We start from the raw sequence: 25,208 nt of genomic DNA on the forward strand, positions 1-25,208 counted from the left end.
GGCAACAGGGGTGTTCAGCGCGTCATTATCGCAAGGTGATGTTTCAACGCATAGCCGCCGGGTGGTGGTGCCGGCCAGCGTCCGGCACTACCTCGGCAGTCAGGGCGTATCCGCCACCAGCGCCAGCCAGCGCTCGATGGCGCGGCGGTCACGCGCGGCCAGCAGCTTCGGCGCGCGCGCGCGCAGCGTGGCCAGGTCGGCCTCGCGGATCGCCCGGCGCACCTCCAGCAGGGTGCCGGGGTGCAGGCTGAACTCGGTCAGGCCCAGCGCCAGCAGCAGCGGGGTCATCCGCGCGTCGCCGGCGATCTCGCCGCAGACCGCCACCGGGATGCGATGGCGCGCGCCGGTCTCGATGACCACCTGCAGCAGCCGCAGCACGGCCGGGTGCAGCGGTGAATACAACTCGCCCAGTGCCTCGTTGTTGCGGTCTGCGGCCAGCAGGTACTGCACCAGATCGTTGGTGCCGATCGACAGGAAGTCGACCAGGTCGATGAAGCTCTCCAGGGCCAGCGCGGCCGCCGGTACCTCGATCATCGCGCCCAGCGGTACATGCTCGGACACCATGTGGCCTTCGCCACGCAGCTGTTCGCTCAGCTTGAGCATGCGCCGGCGCACCGCCAGCAGTTCCTCGCGGGTGCTGACCATCGGCACCAGCACGCGCAGCTTGCCGTAGGCCGAGGCGCGCAGGATCGCGCGCAGCTGGGTGTCGGCCACCTTCGGCCGGGCCAGCGACAGGCGCACGCCGCGCAGCCCCAGTGCCGGGTTTTCTTCGTTGCTGAGGGTCAGGCCGGTGCGATCGGCCTTGTCCGCACCGAGGTCGAGGGTGCGGATGGTGACCGGCCGCCCGCTCATGCCGAGCGCGGCGTCGCGGTAGGTCTGGAACTGCTCTTCTTCGTCCGGCAGTTCATTGCGCTGCAGGAACAGGAATTCGGTGCGGTACAGGCCCAGCCCATGCGCGCCGAGTGCGTGGGCCTGGGTGACGTCCTCCAGCGATTCGGCATTGGCCAGCAGCGCGATGTCGACCTGGTCGCGGGTGCGGCTGGGCTTGCTGCGCAGGCGGCCGAGTTCGCGCTGCTCGCGCGCGTGCTCCTTCAGCCGTGCGCGGTAGTCGCGCAGGTTGTCGGCCTGCGGGTTGGCGGTGATGCTGCCGTCGGCGCCGTCGATGATCAGCACGTCGCCATCGGCGATGCGGCTGAGCAGCTGCGGCACGTTGACGATCAGCGGCAGGTGCAGGCTGCGCGCGAGGATGGCGCTGTGCGACAGCGCACTGCCGGCGGCGGTGACGATGCCGACCACGCCCTGGGCCTGCAGCTGTGCCAGTTCGGAGGGGGCGATGTTGTCGCAGACCAGGATTTCGCCGGCCAGGCCTTTCACCGCCGGCGGGCGTTCGGGCTGCAGGAAGGCGTGGATGCGGCCGATCACATGGTCGAGGTCATCCATGCGGCTCTTCAGGTAGGCATCGTCCATGCCATCGAAGACCTTGGCCAGGCGGTCACGCTGCAGGCGCAGCGCGTAGCCGGCGCTGTACGGGCCACTGCGGATCAGCTCGTCCAGGCCATACAGCAGCTCGGGGTCGTCCAGCAGCAGGGCATGCAGGTCGAGGAACTCGCCCACTTCCTGGTTCAGCGCGCCATGCAGGCGCTGGCGCAGTTCGTGCATTTCCGCGCGCGCAGCGTCCAGCGCACGGTGCAGGCGGGCCAGTTCGGCCTCGACCTGGCTGCTGGCGACGCGTTGCTCGGCGACTTCCAGTGCATGCGGCAGGCGCACGCGCGCGCGGCCCATCGCCGTACCGCGTGCCGCGCCGTGACCGGCCAGCAGCTGTACCGGCCGCTGGCCGGAAGGGATTTGGCCGGCACGTGCACGCGGCACGCTCAGCTGTCCTCGTCGAAACGGCGTTCGAACAGGCCGACCACCGCCTCCATCGCGGCGGCTTCGTCCTCGCCGTTGATGCGCACCGTGACCGGGGTGCCCTGGCCGGCGGCCAGCAGCATCACGCCCATGATGCTCTTGGCGTTGATCTCACGGCCCTTGGCGGCCATGGTCACGTTGCAGCGGAACGGCGCCAGGGTCTGCACCAGCTTGGCGGTGGCCCGGGCGTGCAGGCCCAGGCGGTTGCTGACGGTGAGTTCTCGTTCAAGCATCGTCGACTATCGCTCCATTACGGGTACCCGCCGCGGCTGTGGCGGGCAGTTGATCCAGTCCCTGTTCCGGATAATTCATCACCCGCAGCAACATCGGCAGGCTCAGCGCCGACACCCGGCGAACCGGGGTCCCCAGCCGGGCCAGCTGCCCGGCAAGGTTGGCGGGGCTGGCGCCGTACAGGTCGGTCAGGATCAGCACGCCTTCACCACTGTCGACCCGCCGCAGGGCGGCCGAGGCGAGCGGGAGCAGGACGTCCAGGTCTGCGTCGAACGGTACTTCGAAAGCTTCGGTCTTCAGCGGCAATTGCCGCAGGAGCCGGGTCGCCACGTCGAGCAGGGCGGTCCCGACCCCGGGATGTGTTACGAGGAGAATGCCACAGGTCATTACTGCACGTTAACAGGTCAAGGTGAATCGGCGATAGCAGCAGAAGAGGGGTACTGTGTCCCGTATTCAGTGTTGCTCGGGTCAGGGCCCTTTTCTGTTGAGAAGGATCCGGCCCTCTCCGTTTTTCGATACCTGACACATCCATCCACGCATGGCGTGGATCTACCGTGTCGGCCAGGGCCGACACCTACCAACAGCGGCAGAAATCTGCCAGTGGCCTCGGTGGGGGCCGGGCGCAGCCCGGCCGTGCCCGCTCAATCCTGTTCGCGGTGGTAGGTGGCCACGTCTTCCCAGCCCATCTCGCGGGCATGGCGGGCCATGCGTTCGGCCAGGAATACCGAGCGATGCTTGCCGCCGGTACAGCCAAAGGCGACAGTCACATAGCTGCGGGTGCCATCGGCCAGCTTCGGCAGCCAGGTATCGAGGAAATCCATCAGCTGGGTGAGGTAGCGCTGTACATCCGGCTGCGCTTCCAGGTACTCGCGCACGCCGGGTTCGCGGCCGCTCAGCGCACGCAGCTCCGGGTCCCAGTGCGGATTGGGCAGCACCCGCGCATCGAACACGAAGTCCGCTTCGGCGGGCACGCCGCGCTTGTACGCGAACGATTCGAACAGCAGCGACAGGCTGGTGGCATGCCCCATCGTGAACTCGGTGACGATCCGGCGCCGCAGCTGGTGCACGTTGAGGCCGCTGGTGTCGATCACCGCATCGGCCTCGCGGCGCAGCGGCGCGGTCAGCTCGCGTTCGCGGGCGATCGCCTCGGGCAGCGACAGCCCGAGCTGGCTCAGCGGGTGGCGGCGGCGGGTATCGGCATAGCGCTTGAGCACGGCCTCGTCGCTGGCCTCGAAGAACAGCACCTTCACTTCCACGCCGGCGTCGGAAGCCAGCTGGCGCCAGTCACCCAGCTGGCTCAGGTCGGCCTGGCCACGCACGTCGATGCCCACCGCCAGCCGGCGTGGCGCGCTGCCGTCGTGGTTGGCCAGCAGGCTGCGCACGAAGTCCGGCAGCAGGTTGATCGGCAGGTTGTCCGAGCAGTAGTAGTCCTGGTCCTCGAAGGTTTTCAGGGCGACGGATTTACCCGAGCCGGACAGGCCGCTGACGATGATCAGGGTCGGGGCGGATGGGATGACGGTGCTCATGGACGGGCTCTTCGAAGGACGGGGATTTCAGGGCGTTCGCCGTTCCAGCAGGTTGCTGTGGCGGGCGATGAACATCGCCGCCGGGTCGATGCCCTTGGTACGCAGGATGTGCAGGCGGGTAGCCGCCTCGGTCAGCACGGCCAGGTTGCGGCCCGGCATCACCGGCAGGGTGATCAGCGGCACGTCCAGGTCCAGCACATGGCGGGTCCCCGAATCGCCGGTCAGGCGCTCGTAGCCATGCGGGGTGGGTTCGGTCATCGGCTTGGTCAGGTGGACGATCAGCCGAAGGTACTTGTTCTTCTTTACAGCCGTGTCGCCGAACATCTCGCGCACGTTCAGCACGCCCAGTCCGCGCACTTCCAGCAGGTCCTGCAGCAGTTCGGGGCAGGTGCCGTCGAGCACGTCGGGCGCGATCTGGGTGAATTCGGGGGCATCATCCGCCACCAGGCGGTGGCCACGGCTGAGCAGTTCCAGCGCCAGCTCGCTCTTGCCGGACCCGGCCTCGCCGGTGATCAGTACGCCGATCGAGTAGATCTCCATGAACACGCCATGCAGGATCACCCGCGGCGCCAGCGTGCGCGCCAGATGGTAGGACAGGTGGTTGAGCAGTTCGTGGCCGCGCTTGGGCGACAGCCACAACGGCGTACCGGATTCATCGGCGGCCGCGCGCAGGTCTTCCGGGCACGCCTGGTTGCGGGTCAGCACCAGCGCCAGCGGATGCGACTGCATGATCTTCTCGATCGTCTCCCAACGTTGGCGGGGTTCCAGCGCGTCCAGCCAGGACAGTTCCTCGGTGCCCAGGATCTGCACCTTGTTGGGATAGATGGTGTTGAGATAGCCGGCCAGTGAAGGACGCCGCGAGACCGTGTTGCCGGCCTCCAGCTCGCGTTTCTCCCCCGATTTGCCGGCGGCCCAGCGCAGCCCCAGCCGCTCGCGCTGCTGTTCGAACAGTTCGCGGGCGGTGATGCTGGTATTCATGCGGCACTCGCAGGTGGGGTGAGGTCCAGTGCTTCGCGCAGCGCCCGTGCATCCCCCGCCTGGCGCAGGGCCTGGCGGATATCCGCGGCCGAGAACAGCTCGGCCAGTTCGGACAGGAGCATCAGGTGCTGGTGGGTGTAGTGGGCGGGGACGGCCATCGCGAACACCAGGTCCACCGGCTCGTCGCCACCGAAGTCGACCGGGGTGGCCAGGCGCAACAGGGCGCCGCGGGGACGATCCAGGGTCGGTGCGCGGCCGTGCGGGATGGCGATGCCGTGGCCGATCGCGGTGCTGCCCAGCGCTTCGCGCTGGCACAGGTTCAGATAGATCTGTTCGGCGTTGGCCTGGCGGCAGGCCAGCAACCCGGCGGCGGCCTGCAGGACGCTGTCGCGGTCGGTGGCCGTGCAGAGCTGGGTCTGCACGGCCGCCAGGAGGTCAGTCAGGGGCATGTCTGCGGGGAACAGTGGCGATCAGCCACCATTGTCGCCCACCGGCAGCGGTGCGTGCTGCTGTTTTTTCTCCTTGTGCTTGATCACCAGGCGGTCAAGCTTGTCCGCAAGCAGGTCGATCGCGGCATACATGGTCTGGCCGCCGGCCTCGGCGTGCAGGGTCTGCCCCGGGATGTTGAGGCTGGCGTCGACGTGGTGCTCGGTCTTCTGCAGCTTGAGGGTCACCCGCGCTTCGCAGTGCTGGTCGAAGTGCTTTCCGATCCGGGCCAGCTTCTCCTCTACATAGGACTGCAGGGCCGGGGTAACTTCGACGTCTTTGCCAAACGTTTCGATGCGCATCGGGTTTCTCCTGTGTTCGGATGTGCCAATGAACCTCTCCGCCGGGCGCGGCGGTGCGTCAAGCGATTCTGACTCTTTCGTGCGAGGCGGAAATGTTCATGGCTTCACGATACTTCGCCACGGTGCGTCGCGCTACTGGAATTCCCGACGATTTGAGCAGGTCAGCCAGCTTGGCGTCAGAAAGCGGCTTGCGCGGGTTCTCGTCGTCGATCAGGCGCCGGATCATCGCCTGGATGGCCGTGCTGGACGCCTCGCCACCGCCTTCGGTATCGATGCCGGAGGCGAAGAAGGCGCGCAGCGGCAGGGTCCCGCGCGGGGTGCGCACGTGCTTGCGGGCGATCGCGCGCGATACCGTGGATTCGTGCAGGCCGAGCTCGGCAGCGATCTCGCGCAGGGTCAGCGGGCGCAGGGCCTGTTCGCCGAATTCGAGGAAGCCGGCCTGCTGCAGGATCAGGCTGCGCACCACCCGCAGCAGGGTCTCGCCGCGTTGCTGCAGGCCCTTCAGCAACCAGCGCGCCTCCTGCAGCTGGGCGCGCAGGTAGCCGGCATCGGCCTCGCCGCAGCGGCGGATCAACTGTTCGTAGCCGCGGTGGATCACCACCCGCGGGCCGGCATGTCCGGCCAGTGCCGCGCGCCAGATGCCGTTCTGCCGCCACACCACCACGTCCGGCACCACGTAGGTGTCCTGCGACAGTGGCGCGATCTGCGTGCCCGGGCGCGGGTCCAGCGAGCGCAGCAGGGTGACCGCGGTCTCGACCGCGTCCACCGGTTGCTTCAATTCGTGGGCCAGCCCGGCGACGCCGCTGCGCGGCAGGCGCTCCAGCGGCCCTGCGGCAATCTGTCGCGCCAGCGGCAGGCCAGGGGTGTCGCCGGCCAGCACATCCAGCTGCAGCTGCAGGCACTCGCCGAGGCTGCGCGCGGCCACGCCGACCGGATCGAAGCGCTGGATGCGATGGAGCACGGCGAGGATCTCGTCCTCGTCGGCATGGATGGCCGGCAACAGGGTTTCGGCGAGGGTGGCCAGCGGTTCGCGCAGATAGCCGTCGTCGTCCAGCGCATCGATCACTGCGGCGCCGATGCTGCGGTCACGCGAAGACAGGTGCGACAGGTGCAGCTGCCAGAGCAGATGGTCGGCCAGCGTTTCGGTTTCGGCCACGCGTTCGGCGGCGCTGCCGGCATCGTCGTCATCATCGAAGCTGCCACCGCTGCCGGCCGCGCTCCAGTCCAGTTCGGCCGGCGCCCAGTCGTCACCCGCATCGGTGCGCTCGGCGGGCGCTTCGCTGCCCGCGCCATCGTCGCCTTCGTTGGCGGCGCTGCTGTCGTGGCTGTCGGCCCAGTCCAGCAGGGGATTGCTCTCCACGGCCTGGGCGATTTCCAGCTCCAGCTCGGTGGTCGACATCTGCAGCAGCTTGATGGCCTGCTGCAGCTGGGGCGTGAGCACCAGCTGCTGTCCCAACGATGTCTGCAGCCGAGTCTTCATGCCTGTGCCGAAAGGAAGGAAAGGGCCCCGGCGCCTGCCGTCACAGCTTGAAGGAATCCCCAAGGTAGACGCGACGCACGTCGGCATTGTCCAGGATCGCCTCGGGCGAGCCCTGCGCCAGCACGCTGCCCTCGGCGAGGATATACGCGCGGTCGCAGATTCCCAAGGTCTCGCGCACGTTGTGGTCGGTGATCAGCACGCCGATGCCACGCTGCTTGAGATGGGTGACGATGCGCTGGATCTCGCCGACGGAAATCGGGTCGACACCGGCGAACGGTTCGTCGAGCAGGATCAGGCGCGGCTGCGCGGCCAGTGCACGGGCGATTTCGCAGCGGCGGCGCTCGCCACCGGACAGGCTGGCGCCGAGCTGGTCGGCAACATGGCCCAGCTGCAGCTCGTCCAGCAGCCCGTTCAATTCACGCTCGCGGCCGGCCGAATCCAGGTCTTCGCGCAGTTCCAGCACCAGGCGGATGTTGTCGGCCACGGTCAGCTTGCGGAACACCGACGGTTCCTGCGGCAGGTAGCCCACGCCCTGCTTGGCGCGGGTGTACATCGGGTCACCGGTGATGTCCTTGCCGTCGAGCACGATGCTGCCGGCATCGGCGGCGACCAGGCCGACGATCATGTAGAAGCAGGTGGTCTTGCCGGCACCGTTGGGGCCGAGCAGGCCGACCACTTCACCGGCATCGAGGGTCAGCCCGAAGTCCTTGACGACTTCGCGCTGCTTGTAGCGCTTGCGCAGGCCCTTGGCGACGAGCATTACTTCTTGCTCCCGGCCGGCTGCGCCGGCGTGGTGGCCTTGGGCTGTGCCGCCGGGGTGGCCGGGGCCTTGTTCTTCGGCGGAATGACGGTGCGCACGCGGCTGCCGTCACCCCCGGAGTTCATTTCGCCGGTGCGGGTGTTGTAGACCATGCGCTGGCCGGCGTTGGTGCCGCGTGCGCTGGTGACCTTGTAGTTGCCGGTCAGGGTGATGATCTCGGTCTTGATGTCGTAGTCGATGCGGTCGGCCAGGGCATCCATCCAGGTGCCGTCATCCAGCTGCTGCTTCATCTTGGCCTGCTTGCCGGTGAACACCACGCGCACGGCTTCGCCGTCCTTGAGGTAGATCTCGGCCTCGGACGAGCGCAGGTCCAGCGTGCCCTGGGTGATGATCACGCCCTGCGACAGCACGGTCTTGCCGTCGCCGGTGAGCATGCCCGACTGTGCGCCGGAATCGATGTGCATGTCTTCGTTGCGGTCGGTGGACTTGGCGAAGGCGGCGCTGGGGACAAGAAGACCGAGCGCGAGTACGGCAGCAAAGGGAATCTTCATCGGGGTCCGTTCTACCGGTGAGGGCCTCCCGGGTGGGCCGGGGGCGGAAGGGGGGGCTGCCGGCCGTGCGCCTGTCCGGAGACGTCGCAGGCTGGCGGCGGAATCAGTGCCGGGGCGTGTAGCGGCCCTTGGACTGGCTGAGGAAATGATACGTGTTGTTCTTGGAATCCACCTCGAAGCCGACGCCGGACTGTTCCATGCCCGGGCGGGTCATGGTCACCCGGGCGTCGGTGCGGGCGCGGTTCTCCTTCGGGAACACGTCCAGGTGATCGGTACGGAAGGTGGTGGGCGCCACGCCCGGATCGACCGGGCTGTCACCGGCGACGTTGCCGCGCAGCTTCATTTCATCGCCCTTGGCGCTGAGCCAGCCGGTCTCCGCACGCAGCGTCCAGTGCTTGCCATCCTTGTCCGGCATTTCGAACAGCGGGGTGGCGATGTTGATGGTCTGGTCGCCGCGCTGGCGTTCCAGCAGGGGCGCACGCAGGGTGGTCGATTCCTTGCCGTGCTCGTCCAGGGCAACGATCTGGAAGTCGTGCAGGATGTAATCCACCCCGACTTCCTGGCCGCCATGGGCCGGGCCCTTGTCGCGGTTGCGCAGCGCCGCCCAGCTGCTGAGCAGGGCCGCCAGCAGCAGACCGATGCCGAGGACGGTGCGCCAGTTCAGGGTCGGCAGGTTCATGCGCCGAACCTCGCCAGGACCGCGTCAACATGGCCCTGGGCGGCCAGCAGGATGTCGCACAGCTCGCGCGCGGCGCCACGACCGCCCTCGCTGCGGGTCTGCCAGTGCACGCGTTCGGCGATCCACGGATGGGCATTGGCCGGGGCCACCGCCAGGCCGACGGCGCCCAGCGGCGCCAGGTCGGGCAGGTCGTCGCCCATGAATGCCACCTGTTCCAGGCCGATGCCGTGCTGCGCGCACAGCGCCTGCACGCTGGCCAGCTTGTCGCCCACGGCGATCTGGGTGTCGATGCCGAGGTCAGCGCCGCGCCTGAGCGCGGACTGGCTGTTGCGTGCGGTGATCAGCACGGGATGGATACCGTGCTGTTGCAGCAGTTTCAGGCCCAGGCCGTCCTGCACGAAGTACGCCTTGCTCTCGTTGCCGTCCTTGTCGTAGTACAGCTGACCGTCGGTGAGGGTACCGTCCACGTCAAAGCAGGCCAGGCGGATACGGGCCGCAGCGGCATGCAGGTGGGCGGGGAAGGCGGGCAGGGGGGACCAGGGCATCAGGGCGGCAGGCTCGTTGGGGTCAGGTGCGGCGTTACAGACTGAATGGGGTCTACGGACTGTCGGTTAAACCACCCGGGCCCGCAACAGGTCATGAATGTTCAGGGCACCGACCGCGCGGCCCTGGCCATCGACCACGATCAGGCCGTTGATCTTCTGGGTTTCCATCTGCCGGGCGGCCTCGACCGCCAGCTGGTCGGCGCCGATGGTGCGCGGATTGCGGGTCATCACATCGGCGATCTTCGCGGTGCGCACGTCCAGCGCGCTGTCCAGCGCCCGGCGCAGGTCGCCGTCGGTGAACAGGCCGATCAGCACGCCGTCGGCATCCACCACGGCGGTCATGCCAAGCCGCTTGCGGCTCATCTCCACCAGCGCTTCGCTGAGGCTGGCGCCGGCGCCCACGCTGGGCAGGTCATCGCCACTGTGCATGACGTCGGTGATGTGCAGCAGCAGGCGGCGGCCGAGGCTCCCGGCCGGGTGCGAGCGGGCGAAATCGTCGGCGGTGAAGCCGCGTGCATCGAGCAGGGCCACGGCCAGTGCATCGCCCATCGCCAGCGAGGCGGTGGTGCTGGAGGTCGGTGCCAGGGCCAGCGGGCAGGCTTCGGCCGGCACGCTCACGTCCAGGTGCACGTCGGCGGCGGTGGCCAGGCTGGACTGCGGGCGGCCGGTCATGGAGATCAGCACGTTGCCCTGGCGCTTCAGCACCGGCAGCAGCATCAGCACCTCATCCGATTCGCCCGAATAGGACAGCGCCAGCACCACATCGTCCTCGGTGATCATGCCCAGGTCGCCGTGGCCGGCCTCGCCCGGATGCACATAGAACGCCGGGGTGCCGGTCGAGGCGAGGGTGGCGGCGATCTTGCGGGCGATGTGGCCGGATTTGCCCATGCCGGTGGCGACCACCCGGCCGCGGCTGGCCAGGATGGCCTGGCAGGCCTGCTGGAAAGCCTCGCCGAGGCGGCCGGCGACGGCATCCAGGGCCTGCTGCTCGATCTCGAAGACGCGCCGGCCACTGGCGACCAGGCTGGCCGGATCGACGGAACGGGGGGGCAGGAGGGACTCGGCCATGCGGACGCCACGCAGCGGAAGTAGAATGAGCCCACATTTTATTAGGAAAGCCCGTTGGACGCTGACACCATCCGCAATCTGATCGAAACCGGCCTGCCCGGCGCCCGTGCCGACGTGCGTGGCGACGATGGCGTGCATTTCGAAGCGACCGTGGTCTGTGAGGCCTTTGCCGGCAAGATGCCGCTGGCCCGCCACCGGATGGTGTATGCCACCCTGGGCGACCTCATGGGTGGCGCGATCCACGCGCTGGCGCTGAAAACCGTGACCCCGGCCGAAGCCGGCTGAACCGCAGAAGATCCCGAATACATGGCCAAGATCGTTGTGACCGGCGGCGCTGCGCTGCACGGTGAAGTGAGCATCTCCGGCGCCAAGAACGCCGTCCTCCCCATTCTCTGCGCGACCCTGCTGGCCGATGAGCCGGTGGAGATCACCAATGTGCCGCACCTGCACGACGTGGTCACCACGGTGAAGCTGCTGGGCGAACTGGGTGCCAAGGTCACCATCGACCAGGGCACGCTGTCGCGCGGCAGCGCGATCGTGGTCGACCCGCGCCCGGTGAACCAGCACGTTGCGCCGTATGAACTGGTCAAGACCATGCGTGCCTCGATCCTGGTGCTGGGCCCGCTGCTGGCCCGCTTCGGCGCGGCCGAAGTGTCGCTGCCGGGTGGCTGTGCGATCGGTTCGCGTCCGGTCGACCAGCACATCAAGGGCCTGCAGGCCCTGGGCGCCGAGATCGTGGTCGAGAACGGCTTCATCAAGGCTTCGGCCAAGCGCCTGAAGGGTGGCCACTTCACCTTCGACATGGTCAGCGTTACCGGCACCGAGAACGTGCTGATGGGCGCGGTGCTGGCCGAAGGCACCACCATCCTCGACAACTGTGCGATGGAACCGGAAGTGACCGATCTGGCGCACTGCCTGATCGCGCTCGGCGCGAAGATCGAAGGCCTGGGCACTGCCCGCCTGGTCATCGAAGGTGTCGAGCGCCTGTCCGGTGGCCGCCACGAAGTGCTGCCCGACCGCATCGAGACCGGCACCTTCCTGGTGGCTGCGGCGATGACCGGCGGCCGGATCACGGTCAACCGCGCGCGCCCGAACACGATGGACGCGGTGTTGTCCAAGCTGGCCGAGGCCGGTGCCAGAATCGAGACCACCGAAGACAGCATCAGCCTGGACATGCAGGGCAAGCGGCCGAAGGCGGTCAACCTGACCACCGCGCCGTATCCGGCGTTCCCGACCGACATGCAGGCGCAGTTCATGGCGCTCAACTGCGTGGCCGACGGGGTTGGCGTGATCAATGAAACGATCTTCGAAAACCGTTTCATGCACGTCAACGAACTGCTGCGCCTGGGCGCCGACATCCAGGTCGAAGGGCATACCGCGATCGTGCGTGGCAGCGAGCACCTGAGTGGCGCACCGGTGATGGCGACCGACCTGCGCGCCTCGGCCTCGCTGATCCTGGCCGGCCTGATGGCCAGCGGCGAGACCACCATCGACCGCATCTACCACCTTGACCGTGGCTACGAGAACATCGAAGAGAAGCTGTCTTCGCTCGGCGCCACCATCCGGCGCGTGCCATGATCCTGCGCGGAAAATTCAGCCCGCGCCGCAAGGCGCTGCTGGCCCTGGTGCTGATCGTGCTGGCGTGGCTGGGCTACGCCTGGTACGCCAACATCGCCATCACCCAGGGCATCGAGCAGAAGGACATGGACTGGAACGGCGATGGCACGGTCTCGCGCGACGAGATCATCGAGTCGTTCTACGCGGTCGCGGTGAACGACAGCCAGGAGGGCAACCGCCATTGCCGCACCTTCGTCTGGCGCAGCACCGGCGAGCAGATCCGCGTTGATTGCCGCACCGAGTTCAAGCCGGCCGAAGCAACGCCGGCCGAACAGAAGAAATAAAAAAAATCGCCCGCGCAAGCGGGCGTTTTCTTTCCGGTAGTGCCGGCCGCTGGCCGGCAACCCCCCGGTCAGTTCATCGCCTTGATGGTCAGGTCCAGCGCATCGCGGTCGTTCTCACGCTGCAGCATGCGCGCCGGCACCGGGAAGTCCGGCACGATCCAGGCGATCAGTTCCTTGTTGCCATCGGCACGCGAGACCTTGGTGGCCTCGTAGCTCTTGCCGCCCACGGTGATCGATTCCTTGCCGATCACGCGGTAGGTCATGTTCTTGATCCGGCCCTCGTCCACCATGCGGTAGCTCAGCGGCTTGCCGGCGGCCAGGTCGCGGGCGATCGCCAGGTTGATCAGCAACGCATCCATGTCGCCGGCCTTCAGCGCGATCGGCCCCGCACGATCCGGCTTGATGTCGCCGGTCCAGGTGGCCTGGTTGCTGGTCCAGTTGTAGGTGGCCTGCACGTTGCGCTTCTTCACCAGCAGGGCCGAACGGTCCTGGCTGCTGAGCGGGCGCAGCTGGCCGCGGACTTCCTCGAACACGGTGCTCTGGCTGAGGTCGGCCAGCTGGTTCTTCACCTGCAGCGTGTAGCGCCATTTGTTGGCGCCCTCGCTGCTCAGGGTCATGCTGCCATTGGCCTGCATGCCCATGTAGCTGGCCAGGTAATCGGCCTTGAACGGCTCCAGCGCCATCGCCGGCAGGCTGGCCATGGTCAGCGCCGCAGCGGCGAGCCAGGTGAGGGGGCGGGTCAGGGTGCTCATGCTCAGACTCCTTGGTATTCGATCAGGCGCAGGTCGACGCGGTCTTCGCCGTCTTCGCGTTGCAGGATGCGCACCGGGGTGGGGACACCGTTTGCGATCCAGAGGATGGTTTCGTTGTTGCCGCCGTTGGTCCGGTAGACCCGCAGCGCGTTGTAGGACAGGTCGCCAACCTCGACGTTCTCGGTCTGCGGTGCGGCCTGGTAGTCGTGCTGGCGGACCTTGCCCATGTCCACGTAGCGGTAGTGCATGGCCGCACCCGGGCGGGCATCGCGCATGATCGCCAGGTTGATCAGCAGCGCGCTCTGGTCGCCCGGCTGCAGCGGGATCGGCTGCGCGCGGTCCTTTTTCACGTCGCCGGTCCATTGCGCGGTGCCGGCCTGCCAGTTGTAGGTGCCGACCGCCTTCTTGCCCAGGAACAGGCCCTTGCGCACCGTACTCTGGCTGAGCGGTGCGTAGGTGGTGCCGCGCTGCTCGAACACGGTGCTCTGCTCGATGTTCAGGCCCAGCACGCTGGCGAAGCCGCGGCGGCCGACCACCTGCATGTCGACCCGCCATTGGCTGCCGCCGGTGTGGGTGACCTGCATGCTGGCATCGCCGGCCTCCTTGCCCTTGTAGAAGGCCTGGTAGGTGGCGGTGAACGGTTGCAGCGGTGGCGGCTCCCAGGCCAGGGCCGGCAGCAGCGGGACGCTGGGTTCGTTGGGCGGCAGCGCGGCGGGTGCCGGCACCGGCGCAGCGGCAGGCGGCTGCGCCTGGCCCCAGCCCACGCCGGGGAGCACGGCAAGCGACAGCAGCAGTGAAGTGGACAGCAGCGTCGTGGTCTTCATGGAGGACAGGGACCGCAGGGAGGAGCAGGATGCCAGCCCCGCAGTCAGCGGGGCGTGTGCATGGGCGTTACCGGTTCAGGTTACCGGCGGAATCTAGGGCCAACGGGCTAAACAGGGGGTGACCATCCAGCCAGGGCTGCCCCTCCCGTTCAGCCAGGCGACCGGCGCACAGCAGCTGCAGGGTCGCGATCAGCAGCGGATGCTCCACCGCCAGCACGCGCTCGGCCAGCGCCTGCGCGTCATCGCCCGGCCGCACCGGTACCCGCGCCTGCGCCAGCACCGCGCCGGCATCCAGTTCCGGTACCACCAGGTGCACGCTGGCACCGTGTTCGGCGTCGCCGGCCTGCAGTGCGCGTGCGTGCGTATCCAGGCCCTTGTGCAGCGGCAGCAGCGAGGGGTGGATGTTGACCAGGCGGCCATCGAAGCGCTGCACGAAGGCGGCGCCGAGAATGCGCATGTAGCCGGCGCAGATGATCCAGTCCGGCTGCATCGCCGCCAGGGCATCGCCCAGTGCCTGCTCGTAGGCGGCGCGGTCGCTGAATTCCTTGGGCGCACGCGCCCAGCGCAGGGCGCGGCCAACCCGCTGCAGGGCCTGCGCGGCAGGGCGGTCGGAAAGCACGCCGACCACTTCGGCGGGCAGGCGGCCACTGCCGATGGCGTCCAGGATGGCCTGCAGGTTGCTGCCACGACCGGAGGCAAGCACGGCGATGCGGGTGGGGGCGGTCATTGCAGGGAACTCCGGCGGATCAGCGGCCAGGTCAGCAGGCTGCCGACCGTGGCCATCAGCATGTCGGCATGCGCGTCCCACATGTCGCCCTGCTGCCCGTTGTAGGCCTCGGCGGCATCCGGCGACAGCGCCAGCGCGATACCCCATTCGAACCATTCGTAGACCAGGCTGGCGCACATCACGGTCATCACCGCCAGGCTGAACGCCTGGCCCAGGCGCAACGGCGGCCACGCATGGCGGGCCAGCTGCAGCAGCGCCGGGGTGAAGCAGACGCCGAACAGGAAATGGATGAGGCGGTCGAAATGGTTGCGCTGCCAACCGAACGCCGCATTCGGCGACCAGCCGGTCAGGGCCTGCGCCCAGGCGTCGTAGGGCACGTTGGAATACAGCCAGCGTGCCGCCACGCAGTGCAGGGCGATGAAGCCGCAGATGGCGATGAACGCGCCGTTGCCGAGCCAGCCGCCGCGACGATCCACCCACAGCAGGGCGCCCAGCCCGATCACCGTCAGCGTGCTGTGCAGGGCCTGTTCGGTCGGCCACAGCGGGTGGATCCAGCTGATCGCGAACACCGCCAGCACGGCGGCGAAGGCCAGCTTCTTCGGTCCGGAGAGAGGCGAGGCCGTGGGCGAAGCAGTCGGGGAGAGGGCAGGCGAGGACATGTGGGGTCGATCAGGAAAGGACGGGGCGTCTGCCGGCCGGCTCAGACGCTGAGGTGGTCGCCGCGGTCGAACAGCGCGGCCATGTCCGGCTTGGACAGGAACACCCAGGCGTAGGCGGCCAGGGCCATGCCCAGCGGGCCGGCCAGCACGCCCAGCCAGGCCGCGCGCCGGCACCAGGTCAGTCCGGTACGGCGCGACAGCAGGCGGGCGGTATGCAGCTGCACGAAGCCGAGCACGGCGGCCAGCACCGCGATGACGGCATACACCGTGGCCAGCACCGAGGCATCGTCCAGCCCGCGCGAATGGGCCACCAGGCCGATCAGGCCGAGGAAGGCCAGCGCGGCGACCCAGTGGAAGCCGGCCAGGGCGTAGAACAGCACCTTCAGGGTCTGCAGGTGGCTGGCCAGCTGCAACTGTGCCAGCGTCTGCTGCGGCAATGGCGGCGGGCTGGCGGAGGCGGTCATGCGCCCGCCGCAGGCAGGTCGAAGGCCGCCTTGACCTGCGGTCGCAGCAGGGTGACCAGGCTGAACACCCCGAGCACGGTGCCGACCGGCGCGAACAGGCAGGCCAGCCCGGCCACGATCAGGCACAGCAGATGGCGGCGGCGACGGGCCAGGCAGCGGCCGGCGTAGGCGACGAATGCGCCCAGCGTCACCCCGCCGAACACGATCGCGCAGCCGATGATCGTGAACATCCAGCCGAACAGGCGCTGCTCGGCCGGTGACGAGGGCTGGCCACCGGATTTCATCGGCAGGTTGCCGGTCAGTGCGGCGATGCCCAGCACGATGTGCAGGATGAAGATCAGCGAGAACAGCGCGATCAGCCCGCCCACCACGTAGTGGGCGATCGACAGCGTGCGCAGGTGGTCGGCATCCTGGGGGCTGAACACCGCGGCCGTCGCCAGCGGCGGCGGCACGGGGGCGGGGGACAAGGGGGGCGTAGCGTCCATGCGGGCTCCTTGGCCTGGATCAGCCGATGTGGACGCGCTCGGCGCCTTCGGCGTTGACCACCTGGCCGATGGTCCAGTGGTCCAGGCCCTGCGCCTTGACCGCTGCGGACACGGCGGCGACCTGGTCCGGCGCCACGATCAGCACGAAGCCGATGCCGCAGTTGAAGGTGCGCCACATCTCGCTGTCGGCCACCGCGCCCTCCTTCTGCAGCCACTGGAACACCGGCGGCAGGGTCCAGGCCGAGGCCTGGATGTCCAGGCCGAGGCCCTCGGGCACCACGCGGATGATGTTCTCGGTCAGGCCGCCACCGGTGATGTGGGCCATGCCGTGGATGGCCTCGCCGTGCGACTTCAGCAACGCCAGGATCGGCTTCACGTACAGGCGGGTCGGCGCCATCAGCGCGTCGACCAGCTTCACGCCGCCTTCCAGCTCCAGCTCGGCCGGGCGGCCAGCGCGGTCGTAGATGCGGCGCACCAGCGAGTAGCCGTTGGAGTGCGGACCGGACGAGGCGATGCCGATCAGCACGTCGCCGGCGGCGACGCTGGCGCCGTCCTTCAGCTCGCTCTTCTCGACTGCGGCGACGGTGAAGCCGGCCAGGTCGTACTCGCCCGGGGCGTACATGTCGGGCATTTCAGCGGTCTCGCCGCCGATCAGCGCGCAACCGGCCTCGGTGCAGCCGTTGGCGATGCCGCCCACGACCGCGGCGGCGGTGTCGATGTCCAGCTTGCCGGTGGCGAAGTAGTCCAGGAAGAACAGCGGCTCGGCACCCTGCACCAGCACGTCGTTCACGCACATGGCGACCAGGTCGATGCCGATCGTATCGTGGCGGTTCAGCTGGTGGGCCAGCTTCAGCTTGGTGCCCACGCCATCGGTGCCCGACACCAGCACCGGCTCGCGGTACTTGTTGGACAGGTCGAACAGGGCGCCGAAGCCGCCCAGGCCGCCCATCACTTCCGGGCGGAAGCTGCGCTTGACCAGGGGCTTGATCCGCTCGACCAGCTCGTTGCCGGCGTCGATGTCGACGCCCGCGTCACGGTAGGTGAGGGGGGAGGGGGCGGAAGACGGGGTGTTGGTCACGGGCGTCGGCGCTGGCAGGGGTTGAACGGGCGATTTTAACAGGCCGCATTGGCGCAAAGGCCGTATTCGGGCAACAATTCCCCCCGGATACGTCGAGCCAATGGATGTCCTGATGCGCCGCAGCCTGTTTTTGACCCTGCTCATTGCGCTGAGCCTGCCGGTGGCCACGATGGCCCAGAGCGGCCTGCGCACCGAGGGTGATGTCGCCACCGCCACTGGCGCGTACGAGGCCGAAGTGCCCGTCAACAGCCAAGCCGAAGCCGATCGCAACGGCGCCCTGGCCCGCGCCCTGAGCGTGGTCCTGGGCAAGTTGTCCGGCGATCGCAGCGTGATGTCCCGCCCCGGGGTGGTGCAGGCGCTGCGCAATGCCAAGGATTACGTGGCCAGCTACGACTACAAGCAGGACCAGAGCGTGAGCGCCAGTGGCGCGCCCAGCTTCCGTACCCTGCTGGTGGCCCGCTTCCGCGAGGAGGATGTCGATTCGCTGGTATCGGCGCTGGGGCTGCCGCTGTGGCCGCAGCCGCGGCCGAAACCGGTGCTGTGGCTGGCCGTCGACGACGGCAGCGGCCCGCGCCTGGTCAGCGTGCAGCAGGCCAACGCGGCCCGCCCGCTGCTGAACCGTGCCATCGAGCGCGGCTACAAGCTGGGCCTGCCCACCGGCGGCGCCGCCGAACAGGCGCTGGCCGGTGCCATCTGGCGCCAGGACAGTGCCGCCGTGGCCCGTGCTTCCTCGCGCTACTCGCCGCCGATGCAGCTGATCGGCAAGCTGTACCGCGCCAATGGCGGCTGGCAGGCGGACTGGGTGTTCGTCGACAACGGTCGTGAACTGAACAAGTGGACCAGCAAGGACGCCAATGCCATGCGCGCGATGGCGGCCGGTGCCGACGGCGCCGCCGATGCGCTGGTCAAGCGTTACGCCAAGGCGGGCGTGGCAACCGGCCAGGCCGGGACCTACCGCGTGGTGGTGACCGGCATCAACAGCGCGGATGACTACCTGCGCCTGGCCGCCGGCCTGCGCGACGTGCCGGTGGTGCGCAATGTCACCCCGCTGCATGCCTCGGCCGGCCAGCTTGAGCTGAGCCTGGACATGACCACCGGCCTGGCCGGCTTCAACCGCATGCTCGGCGACAACGGCGTGCTGGTGCCCAGCGCGCCGCTGCCGGCCCTGCCTGCCCCGATCGATGACACCACCGGTGCGCCGGTGCCGGCCCCGGTCAGCAACGAGTACCGCCTGCGATGACACTGACTCCGGAAGCCGAGATCGCGCAGTTCCTGCGCCGGCTGAAGTACATCCTGTTCGCCGGCCTGATCGGTTGGGTGGTGTGGCTGCTGGCGCCGATCCTGACCCCGTTCGTGCTGGCACTGGCGCTGGCCTGGCTGGGTGACCCGCTGGTCGACCGCATCGAAGCCACTGGCCGCTCGCGCATGACCGGCGTGGTGCTGGTGTTCGCGGCCATGGTGCTGGTGATCGTGGCGCTGCTGCTGGTGCTGGTGCCGATGATCGAACGCCAGATCACCACCCTGATCGCGGTTGCGCCGCAGGCGCAGGCGTGGCTGATGGAGAAGGGGATTCCCTGGTTCGAGCAGAAGACCGGCCTGGAAGTGATGCAGTGGCTGGACCCGGACCGCCTGATCGAATGGGTGCGCAGCCACTGGCAGCAGGCCGGCGGCTTCGCCACCACGTTCATGGGGTATGTCTCGCGTTCGGGCTTTGCGATGGTGACCTGGGTGGTCAACATCCTGCTGCTGCCGATCCTGGCGTTCTACTTCCTGCGCGACTGGGACAAGCTGGTTGAACGGGTGGCGTCGGTGATCCCGCGCAACCACATCGGCACCATCACCGCGCTGGCGCGCGAGTCCAATGACGTGCTCGGTGCGTTCATCCGCGGCCAGTTCCTGGTGATGCTGGCGCTGGGCGTGATCTACGCCGGCGGCCTGTCGCTGGTCGGCCTCAAGCTGGGCCTGCTGATCGGCCTGATTGCCGGCCTGATCAGCTTCATCCCGTACCTGGGCGCGACCACCGGCATCCTGATGGCGGTGGTGGCCGCGCTGGTGCAGGCACAGGGCTTCGACCTGAAACTGCTGCTGCTGGTCGGCGTGGTGTTCACGGTCGGCCAGCTGCTGGAAAGCTACGTGCTGACCCCGCGCATCGTCGGTGACAAGATCGGCCTGCACCCGGTGGCGGTGATCTTCGCGGTGATGGCCGGTGGCCAGCTGTTCGGCTTCCTCGGCATGCTGCTGGCGCTGCCGGTGGCGGCGGTGACCAACGTGCTGCTGCGCTATGCGCACCAGCGCTACCGCCAAAGCGAGCTGTACGTCGGCGAAAAGCCGGCGATCGTGCTTGATGGCGTGGTCGACCAGCCCCATATCATCCTCCCGAATGACAAGGGCCCCGACCTGAAGTGATGGGTGTGCCGCAACTGCCGCTGGCCCTGCATTACCCGCGGGACCAGCGCCTGGAGACCTTCATCGGCGCGCCGGACGGCGCGCTGGCGCAGCTGCGTGCGATCGCGGTGGGTGCCAGCCACGACTGGGTCTACCTGGAGGGTGCGGCAGGCACGGGCAAGACCCATCAGGCGCTGGCGATGTGTTCCAGTGCCGAGCAGGCCGGCCGCCTGCCCACCTACGTGCCGCTGGCAAGTGCCGCCGGCCGCGTGCGCGCGGCGCTGGATGGGCTGGAGGCGCGCGAACTGGTGGCGCTGGATGGCCTGGACGAGGTCGCTGGCAACCGCGAGGACGAAGTCGCGCTGTTCGATTTCCACAACCGCGCGCGTGCTGCCGGCGTGACCGTGCTGTACACGGCGCAGAAGGCGCCGGGTGAACTGGGACTGGTGCTGCCGGACCTGCGTTCGCGGCTGGGCCAGTGCGTGCGCGTGCTGCTGCAGCCGCTGGATGAGGAAGGCCGCGCGGCGGTGCTGCGCGAGCGCGCGCTGCGTCGCGGCCTGGCCATTGATGAAGCCGCGATCGAGTGGTTGCTGTCGCACACCGGCCGTGAGCTGGGCGGGTTGATCACGCTGCTGGACTGGCTGGACCGCGAGTCGCTGGCGGCCAAGCGGCGGATCACCGTGCCGTTCCTGCGCCAGGTGCTGGAAGAAGGCCGGCCTCGCTACTGAGGGTGGGGGTTGTTGGCAGGGCTGCGCCCTGCACCCGCCGAATCAACGTCAACGTCAAAGGCTGGCTTCCTCAGGGGAGGCGGGGCGCTGTGGGTGGGTGTCGACCTTGGTCGACAGCTGTCTTGCTTGTGGAGGGTGACGACCGTTGGTGGGTGACGACCGTTGGTCGTCACCAGAGCAAGCGCAGCGCAGCGACCCGCTTTTGCTTTTTTTTCTTTCTTCCGTGGCTGGACGCCCACGGAAACTGTCAGAGGCCGGGCGGGTGGGCCATGCAGGGGCGTTGGCGCCATGGATGGCGCCATCGAGCTTACAGGGACGTACTTGCAGCGTCCCCTGCATGGCCCACCCGCCCGGCCAAACACGCGATCCGCTCTACGAGACCCGCCACGAGGGGCTCAGCCGTTCGCGGCCAACTCCGCATCCAGCGTACGCAGGCGGTCGACGGTCCCCACATCGGTCCAGCGACCGCGATGGTGCTGTCCGCTGATCAGGCCCTGCGCCATGAAGTGCTTCTGCAGCGGAACCACCGAGAACTTCGGTGGCAGCCGCTCGCTGCCCGGCGCATCGCCGATCACCGCGCGCCAGCCGGCCACGATCGAGGGCCGGTACACACCGATGCCAGCGTAGGTCAGGCAGGGCCCTTCGCGGTCATGGTGCAGCAGGCCCTGTGCGTCCAGGCGGTAGTCACCCTGCGGGTGCTGCGCGGGATTGTCGACCAGCACCAGATGCGCCTGTCCCTGCGGCTCGAGCGGCAGCGTGGCGAAATCGAAATCGGTCCAGATATCGCCGTTCACCACCAGGAACGGGGCATCGCCCAGCACCGGCAGCGCATTGAGGATGCCGCCACCGGTTTCCAGCGGCGCCTGGCCTTCGTACAGGTAGTGCAGGCGCAGGCCCCACTGGCTGCCATCGCCCAGCGTCGCCGGGAACTGCTCGGCCAGCCATGCGGTGTTGACCACCACCTCGCGTACCCCCAGTGCGGCGAGCCGTTCCAGGTGCCAGACGATCAGCGGCTTGCCGGCCACCGGCAGCAGCGGCTTGGGCGTGTGCAGGGTCAGCGGGCGCATGCGCTCGCCCAGGCCTGCGGCAAACACCAGCGCCTTCATCGGGCCACGCGCAACGGGGCGGCCAGGTCGGCCAGCGCCGGCTTGATCCGGTCCTGCAGCAGCTGCTGCAGCGGCGCCAGCTCGCGGTAGCGCGGCAGCACTTCGTCCAGGTAGCCGATGAAGCGCGGGGCGTCGTCAAGGTAGTGGCCCTTGTTGTCGCGGTAGCGCAGGCGGCAGAACAGGCCGAGGATCTTCACGTGGCGCTGGATGCCCATCCAGTCGGCATCGCGCAGGAAGGTGGCGCGGTCGGGCACCGGCAGCCCGGCGGCGCGTGCGCGCTCGTGGTACTGCGCCAGCCATTCGTCCACGCGCTGCAGCGGCCAGCTCAGGAACGCGTCCTTGAACAGGCTGACCGCGTCATAGGCGATCGGGCCACGCACCAGGTCCTGGAAGTCCAGCACGGCCGGGCCATCGGCGACCGGCATCAGGTTGCGTGGCATGAAGTCACGATGGGTCATCAGCTGGGCCTGGCCCAGTGCGTTGTCCATCAGGCGGCGGTGCACCCCCTGCAGGCCTTCGATCTCGCCGCAGTCCAGCTCAAGACGCAGGTGCCGCTGCAGGAACCATTCGTCGAACAGGCCGGCATCGCGCTGCAGCAGGGCTTCGCCGAACTGGCCGAAGCCGTCCGGAACCGTGATCGCCTGCAGCCGCAGCAGCTGTTCGATCGAACGCCCGAACCATTCATCGGCGTTGCGCTCGTCGAGGATCCTGGCCAGGGTCGGGCCGCCGAGATCTTCCAGCAGCAGGAAGCCGGCCTCGAGGTCCTGCGCCAGCAGCTGTGGCACGCGCAGGCCGTGGTCGTGCAGCAGGTCGCGCATGTGCAGCCACGGCCGCGGATCTTCCAGCCCCGGCGGAGCATCCATCACGATGTGGCTGCCGCGCGTGCTGGTGGTGCGCCAGTAGCTGCGCATGCCGGCATCGACCGAGGCGCGTTCGACCACGGCGTTGGCATCATCCAGCTGGGTACGGGCCCACTGCAGGCGCTGCGCGCTGCGCTGGGGGTCGGAGGCGGGTTCGGTCATGCAGGCATATCCGGGCGCGCCGGGCGCGCCAACGTCGGGAACAGGAAAAGGGTGGGGATCAGCGGCGGCCGCTGAACAGCCGCAGCACGGCCAGCACGGCCACCGCGCCGATCACCGCGCCAAGGAAGCCGGCCGGTTCGCAGGGGGCGTACCAGCCCATGTACTGGCCGAACCAGCCCGCCAGCAGGGCACCGAGGATGCCCAGCACGATGGTCAGCAGGCAGCCCATGCGGTTGTTGCCGGGCATGAAGAAACGCCCGAGCAGGCCGACGAAGAAGCCGACCAGCAGGATGTACAGCCAGCTGCTGCTGCCGAACAGACCATTCATGCGCGCGGATTCCGCTTGAGTGTGGACGCAGCCTAGCAAGGCCAGGCTGCGTCCGTCACGGGTGCCCGATCAGCAGCAGCCGTGGCCGCCGTGGCGGGTGCCGCTGTCGGCGGCCACCGGCGAACCGCTGGTCTCGCCACGCAGGCTGGCCGCGTAGTGCTCGCTGATCACCTTGGACACGCAGGCGGTGACCTTCTTGCCCATCGGGATGTGCAGGAACTCGTTCGGGCCGTGCGCATTGGAGTGCGGGCCGAGCACGCCGGTGATCATGAACTGCGCACCCGGGAACTTCTCACCCAGCATGCCCATGAACGGGATCGAGCCGCCTTCGCCCATGTACATCGCCGGCTTGCCGAAGAAGGCCTGGCTGGCGTCGTCGATGGCCTGGGTCAGCCACGGTGCCATCGCCGGCGCGTTCCAGCCGGTGGAGGCCTTTTCCAGGTCCAGGGTGACCTGGGCGCCGTTCGGCGGATCGCGCAGCAGGGCTTCCTTCAGCAGTTCGCCGCAGGTCTTGCCATCGGCGGTCGGCGGCAGGCGCAGCGACAGCTTCACCGAGGTCTGCGGGCGCAGCACGTTGCCGGCCGATTCCAGCGGCGGCATGCCACCCACGCCGGTGACCGACAGCGCCGGGCGCCAGGTGCGGTTGAGCACCAGCTCGGTCAGGTCGTCGTTCATCGGACGCAGGCCGTCGACCATCGGGAACTTCTCGAAGATCTCGGTATCGACCACCTCAGCGGCACGCTTGGCCTGTTCCTGGCGTTCGGCGGGGATCTCCACGTTCATGCCGTCGATCAGGATGCGGCCGGTGTCCTGGTCCTCGATGCGCGACAGCAGCTGGCGCAGCAGGCGGAAGCTGGACGGCACCACGCCGGACGCATCACCGGAATGCACGCCTTCGTTCAGCACCTTCACGGTGAAGTTGCCGCCGGTCAGGCCGCGCAGCGAGGTGGTGCACCACAGCTGGTCGTAGTTGGCGCAGCCCGAATCCAGGCAGACCACCAGCGACGGCTTGCCGATGCGGTCGGCCAGGTGGTCGACGTAGGCCGGCAGGTCATAGCTGCCCGATTCTTCGCAGGCTTCGATCAGCACCACGCAGCGGGCGTGCGGCAGGCCCTGGGCCTGCAGCGCCAGCACCGCGGCCAGCGAGCCGAAGATGGCGTAGCCGTCGTCCGCACCGCCGCGGCCATACAGCTTGTCGCCACGCAGGACCGGCGTCCACGGGCCAAGGTCGTCGTCCCAGCCGGTCATTTCCGGCTGCTTGTCCAGATGGCCGTAGAGCAGGATGGTGTCGTCGCCGGTTTCGGCGCCGCTGGCCGGAATTTCCAGGAAGATCAGCGGGGTACGGCCTTCCAGGCGTACCACTTCAACCTTCAGGCCAGGCAGCTGCTGGGCCTTGGCCCAGTTCTCCATCAGGGTGACTGCCTGTTCCATGTAGCCGTTCTGCACCCAATTGGCGTCGAACATCGGCGACTTGTTGGGAATGCGGATGTAGTCGACCAACTGCGGGACGATTTCACTGTCCCACTTGTCATTGACGAATTGGCCGAGCTTGGCGCTGTCCATCTGAAACTCCGGTTGCATGGGCTGATCCGCGCATTCTACGCCTGTGCCGAGGGTAGGGTTTTTCCTACATCACGTCGGGTATTTGGCTGGCTTACGGAAATGCGGGAAACCGATAGGCTGTGCACATGTGGTGACGGACACTGTTCCTACCGACGGGATTGCCGGTCGGGACGGCCAGAATCACAGGGAGATACACGTTGTGCCTGGGTTTGTCGTGTTGAGGGCACTGGTGCTGATGGTGGGGATCGCTGGGGCGCATGCCGCCGAACCGATCGACATCAACCGCGCCGATGCCCAGGCGCTGCAGCAGGGATTGACGATGGTCGGAGCCGCCAAGGCCGAGGCGATCGTCGAGCACCGGCGCAGACACGGCCCGTTTCATCGCGTCGAGGACCTGGCGCAGGTGAAGGGGATAGGGAAAGCAACGGTCGAACGGAATCGACAGCGGATCACCGTAGGCAACAGGGTGTTGCCAGCGGATCCGGTACCCGGATCGGTACCGGTGCGAACCGTACCCAGGCGTTGACAGCAGGAATCGTCGGAACCGGCAGGAGGCTGGTTCATCGGACACGGTCAGGATGGCCGTGACCACCGACCGCCGCAGGACGCGGCACCAATCACCAGGATGGTGGCATCACAGACCTGTGGAAGGGGCTGAGATACAAACAGGAC

At 68.2% G+C, this 25,208-nt stretch carries 31 protein-coding genes; 7 read left to right on the forward strand and 24 right to left on the reverse strand.

Annotation, left to right across the window (positions count from 1 at the left end):
- Positions 1–99 precede the first annotated feature (99 nt).
- The 13 genes from ptsP to Q0P60_RS00505 all read right to left on the reverse strand — a co-directional run bounded on the left by ptsP (position 100) and on the right by Q0P60_RS00505 (position 10,514).
- Positions 100–1,869: a phosphoenolpyruvate--protein phosphotransferase gene (gene ptsP / locus Q0P60_RS00445; RefSeq protein ID WP_294987148.1), complete on the reverse strand. Its 1,770-nt coding sequence runs from the start codon at positions 1,867–1,869 to the stop codon at positions 100–102.
- Positions 1,870–1,871: 2 nt separating this feature from the next.
- Positions 1,872–2,141: an HPr family phosphocarrier protein gene (locus Q0P60_RS00450; RefSeq protein WP_005408385.1), complete on the reverse strand. Its 270-nt coding sequence runs from the start codon at positions 2,139–2,141 to the stop codon at positions 1,872–1,874.
- Entirely contained in the window at positions 2,134–2,526 is a 393-nt protein-coding gene (locus Q0P60_RS00455; protein WP_294987150.1) for a PTS fructose IIA subunit family protein, read from the reverse strand. Before Q0P60_RS00455 ends, Q0P60_RS00450 begins: the two co-directional genes overlap by 8 nt.
- 254 nt (positions 2,527–2,780) lie before the next feature.
- A complete protein-coding gene (rapZ, locus tag Q0P60_RS00460; protein WP_294987152.1) occupies positions 2,781–3,665 on the reverse strand; it encodes an RNase adapter RapZ in 885 nt (294 codons plus the stop codon).
- A 27-nt stretch (positions 3,666–3,692) separates the two neighbouring features.
- Entirely contained in the window at positions 3,693–4,643 is a 951-nt protein-coding gene (gene hprK / locus Q0P60_RS00465) for an HPr(Ser) kinase/phosphatase (RefSeq protein WP_294987154.1), read from the reverse strand.
- Positions 4,640–5,092, reverse strand: a complete 453-nt coding sequence (locus tag Q0P60_RS00470) for a PTS sugar transporter subunit IIA (RefSeq protein ID WP_294987156.1) — start codon at positions 5,090–5,092, stop codon at positions 4,640–4,642. The genes hprK and Q0P60_RS00470 overlap by 4 nt, the downstream gene beginning before the upstream one ends.
- 21 nt (positions 5,093–5,113) lie before the next feature.
- A complete protein-coding gene (raiA, locus tag Q0P60_RS00475; RefSeq protein ID WP_005415556.1) occupies positions 5,114–5,431 on the reverse strand; it encodes a ribosome-associated translation inhibitor RaiA in 318 nt (105 codons plus the stop codon).
- A 58-nt stretch (positions 5,432–5,489) separates the two neighbouring features.
- A complete protein-coding gene (locus Q0P60_RS00480) occupies positions 5,490–6,911 on the reverse strand; it encodes an RNA polymerase factor sigma-54 (protein ID WP_294987159.1) in 1,422 nt (473 codons plus the stop codon).
- Positions 6,912–6,951: 40 nt separating this feature from the next.
- Complete coding sequence (gene lptB, locus Q0P60_RS00485; protein WP_294987161.1) at positions 6,952–7,671, reverse strand: LPS export ABC transporter ATP-binding protein; 720 nt, start codon at positions 7,669–7,671, stop codon at positions 6,952–6,954.
- Positions 7,671–8,222 (reverse strand): lipopolysaccharide transport periplasmic protein LptA, encoded by a 552-nt coding sequence (gene lptA / locus Q0P60_RS00490; protein ID WP_294987163.1) that lies wholly within the window; start codon positions 8,220–8,222, stop codon positions 7,671–7,673. Before lptA ends, lptB begins: the two co-directional genes overlap by 1 nt.
- Before the next feature lie 103 nt (positions 8,223–8,325).
- Entirely contained in the window at positions 8,326–8,901 is a 576-nt protein-coding gene (gene lptC / locus Q0P60_RS00495; protein ID WP_294987165.1) for an LPS export ABC transporter periplasmic protein LptC, read from the reverse strand.
- Positions 8,898–9,446, reverse strand: a complete 549-nt coding sequence (locus Q0P60_RS00500; protein WP_294987167.1) for an HAD hydrolase family protein — start codon at positions 9,444–9,446, stop codon at positions 8,898–8,900. Before Q0P60_RS00500 ends, lptC begins: the two co-directional genes overlap by 4 nt.
- A 66-nt stretch (positions 9,447–9,512) precedes the next feature.
- A complete protein-coding gene (locus tag Q0P60_RS00505) occupies positions 9,513–10,514 on the reverse strand; it encodes a KpsF/GutQ family sugar-phosphate isomerase (RefSeq protein WP_294987169.1) in 1,002 nt (333 codons plus the stop codon).
- A gap of 54 nt (positions 10,515–10,568) precedes the next feature.
- Between Q0P60_RS00505 and Q0P60_RS00510 the strand changes: the two genes are divergently transcribed.
- The 3 genes from Q0P60_RS00510 to Q0P60_RS00520 are packed head-to-tail and all read left to right on the forward strand — an operon-like array spanning position 10,569 to position 12,415.
- Positions 10,569–10,799 carry a BolA family protein gene (locus tag Q0P60_RS00510; RefSeq protein WP_021202589.1) on the forward strand — a complete coding sequence of 77 codons (231 nt, stop codon included), beginning with the start codon at positions 10,569–10,571 and terminating at the stop codon, positions 10,797–10,799.
- Between the two features lie 21 nt (positions 10,800–10,820).
- Positions 10,821–12,092, forward strand: a complete 1,272-nt coding sequence (gene murA, locus Q0P60_RS00515) for a UDP-N-acetylglucosamine 1-carboxyvinyltransferase (protein ID WP_294987173.1) — start codon at positions 10,821–10,823, stop codon at positions 12,090–12,092.
- Complete coding sequence (locus Q0P60_RS00520) at positions 12,089–12,415, forward strand: EF-hand domain-containing protein (protein WP_294987175.1); 327 nt, start codon at positions 12,089–12,091, stop codon at positions 12,413–12,415. Before murA ends, Q0P60_RS00520 begins: the two co-directional genes overlap by 4 nt.
- Positions 12,416–12,483: 68 nt before the next feature.
- On the opposite strand, the gene Q0P60_RS00525 is transcribed toward Q0P60_RS00520, so the two are convergent.
- The 7 genes from Q0P60_RS00525 to purM form a co-directional block, all read right to left on the reverse strand.
- Positions 12,484–13,167, reverse strand: coding sequence for a DUF3108 domain-containing protein (locus tag Q0P60_RS00525; protein ID WP_294987177.1), 684 nt, complete (start codon positions 13,165–13,167; stop codon positions 12,484–12,486).
- Between the two features lie 2 nt (positions 13,168–13,169).
- Positions 13,170–13,991: a DUF3108 domain-containing protein gene (locus Q0P60_RS00530; RefSeq protein ID WP_294987179.1), complete on the reverse strand. Its 822-nt coding sequence runs from the start codon at positions 13,989–13,991 to the stop codon at positions 13,170–13,172.
- Between the two features lie 67 nt (positions 13,992–14,058).
- Positions 14,059–14,718 (reverse strand): phosphoribosylglycinamide formyltransferase, encoded by a 660-nt coding sequence (gene purN / locus Q0P60_RS00535; protein ID WP_294987181.1) that lies wholly within the window; start codon positions 14,716–14,718, stop codon positions 14,059–14,061.
- Complete coding sequence (locus Q0P60_RS00540) at positions 14,715–15,377, reverse strand: DUF2238 domain-containing protein (RefSeq protein WP_294987183.1); 663 nt, start codon at positions 15,375–15,377, stop codon at positions 14,715–14,717. The genes purN and Q0P60_RS00540 overlap by 4 nt, the downstream gene beginning before the upstream one ends.
- Before the next feature lie 41 nt (positions 15,378–15,418).
- Positions 15,419–15,841 carry a hypothetical protein gene (locus Q0P60_RS00545; protein ID WP_294987185.1) on the reverse strand — a complete coding sequence of 141 codons (423 nt, stop codon included), beginning with the start codon at positions 15,839–15,841 and terminating at the stop codon, positions 15,419–15,421.
- Positions 15,838–16,326 carry a hypothetical protein gene (locus Q0P60_RS00550; RefSeq protein ID WP_294987187.1) on the reverse strand — a complete coding sequence of 163 codons (489 nt, stop codon included), beginning with the start codon at positions 16,324–16,326 and terminating at the stop codon, positions 15,838–15,840. Before Q0P60_RS00550 ends, Q0P60_RS00545 begins: the two co-directional genes overlap by 4 nt.
- Positions 16,327–16,345: 19 nt before the next feature.
- Entirely contained in the window at positions 16,346–17,404 is a 1,059-nt protein-coding gene (purM, locus tag Q0P60_RS00555) for a phosphoribosylformylglycinamidine cyclo-ligase (protein WP_294987189.1), read from the reverse strand.
- 112 nt (positions 17,405–17,516) lie between these two features.
- Here purM and Q0P60_RS00560 point away from each other — a divergent pair, with 112 nt between their 5' ends.
- Genes Q0P60_RS00560 through hda form a run of 3 tightly spaced genes read left to right on the forward strand, consistent with a single transcriptional unit; the run spans position 17,517 to position 20,517 of the window.
- A complete protein-coding gene (locus Q0P60_RS00560) occupies positions 17,517–18,644 on the forward strand; it encodes a DUF2066 domain-containing protein (protein WP_294987191.1) in 1,128 nt (375 codons plus the stop codon).
- On the forward strand, positions 18,641–19,810 hold the full coding sequence (locus Q0P60_RS00565) for an AI-2E family transporter (protein WP_294987193.1): 1,170 nt from the start codon (positions 18,641–18,643) through the stop codon (positions 19,808–19,810). Before Q0P60_RS00560 ends, Q0P60_RS00565 begins: the two co-directional genes overlap by 4 nt.
- Positions 19,810–20,517 (forward strand): DnaA regulatory inactivator Hda, encoded by a 708-nt coding sequence (hda, locus tag Q0P60_RS00570; RefSeq protein ID WP_294987195.1) that lies wholly within the window; start codon positions 19,810–19,812, stop codon positions 20,515–20,517. The genes Q0P60_RS00565 and hda overlap by 1 nt, the downstream gene beginning before the upstream one ends.
- A 395-nt stretch (positions 20,518–20,912) precedes the next feature.
- Here hda and murU read toward each other — a convergent pair whose 3' ends face one another.
- The 4 genes from murU to Q0P60_RS00590 form a co-directional block, all read right to left on the reverse strand.
- Entirely contained in the window at positions 20,913–21,623 is a 711-nt protein-coding gene (murU, locus tag Q0P60_RS00575) for an N-acetylmuramate alpha-1-phosphate uridylyltransferase MurU (RefSeq protein WP_294987197.1), read from the reverse strand.
- Entirely contained in the window at positions 21,620–22,645 is a 1,026-nt protein-coding gene (locus Q0P60_RS00580) for a phosphotransferase (protein WP_294987199.1), read from the reverse strand. The genes murU and Q0P60_RS00580 overlap by 4 nt, the downstream gene beginning before the upstream one ends.
- A 58-nt stretch (positions 22,646–22,703) precedes the next feature.
- The gene (locus Q0P60_RS00585; protein WP_294987201.1) at positions 22,704–22,973 is read right to left on the reverse strand and encodes a GlsB/YeaQ/YmgE family stress response membrane protein; all 270 of its coding nucleotides are present in this window, start codon (positions 22,971–22,973) and stop codon (positions 22,704–22,706) included.
- Between the two features lie 69 nt (positions 22,974–23,042).
- Complete coding sequence (locus Q0P60_RS00590) at positions 23,043–24,536, reverse strand: M20 family metallopeptidase (RefSeq protein ID WP_294987203.1); 1,494 nt, start codon at positions 24,534–24,536, stop codon at positions 23,043–23,045.
- 199 nt (positions 24,537–24,735) lie between these two features.
- On the opposite strand from Q0P60_RS00590, the gene Q0P60_RS00595 reads away from it, so the two are divergent.
- Positions 24,736–25,062 (forward strand): helix-hairpin-helix domain-containing protein, encoded by a 327-nt coding sequence (locus Q0P60_RS00595; protein ID WP_294987205.1) that lies wholly within the window; start codon positions 24,736–24,738, stop codon positions 25,060–25,062.
- Positions 25,063–25,208: the final 146 nt, after the last annotated feature.

Source organism: uncultured Stenotrophomonas sp. (genome assembly GCF_945952405.1).
GTDB lineage: Bacteria > Pseudomonadota > Gammaproteobacteria > Xanthomonadales > Xanthomonadaceae > Stenotrophomonas.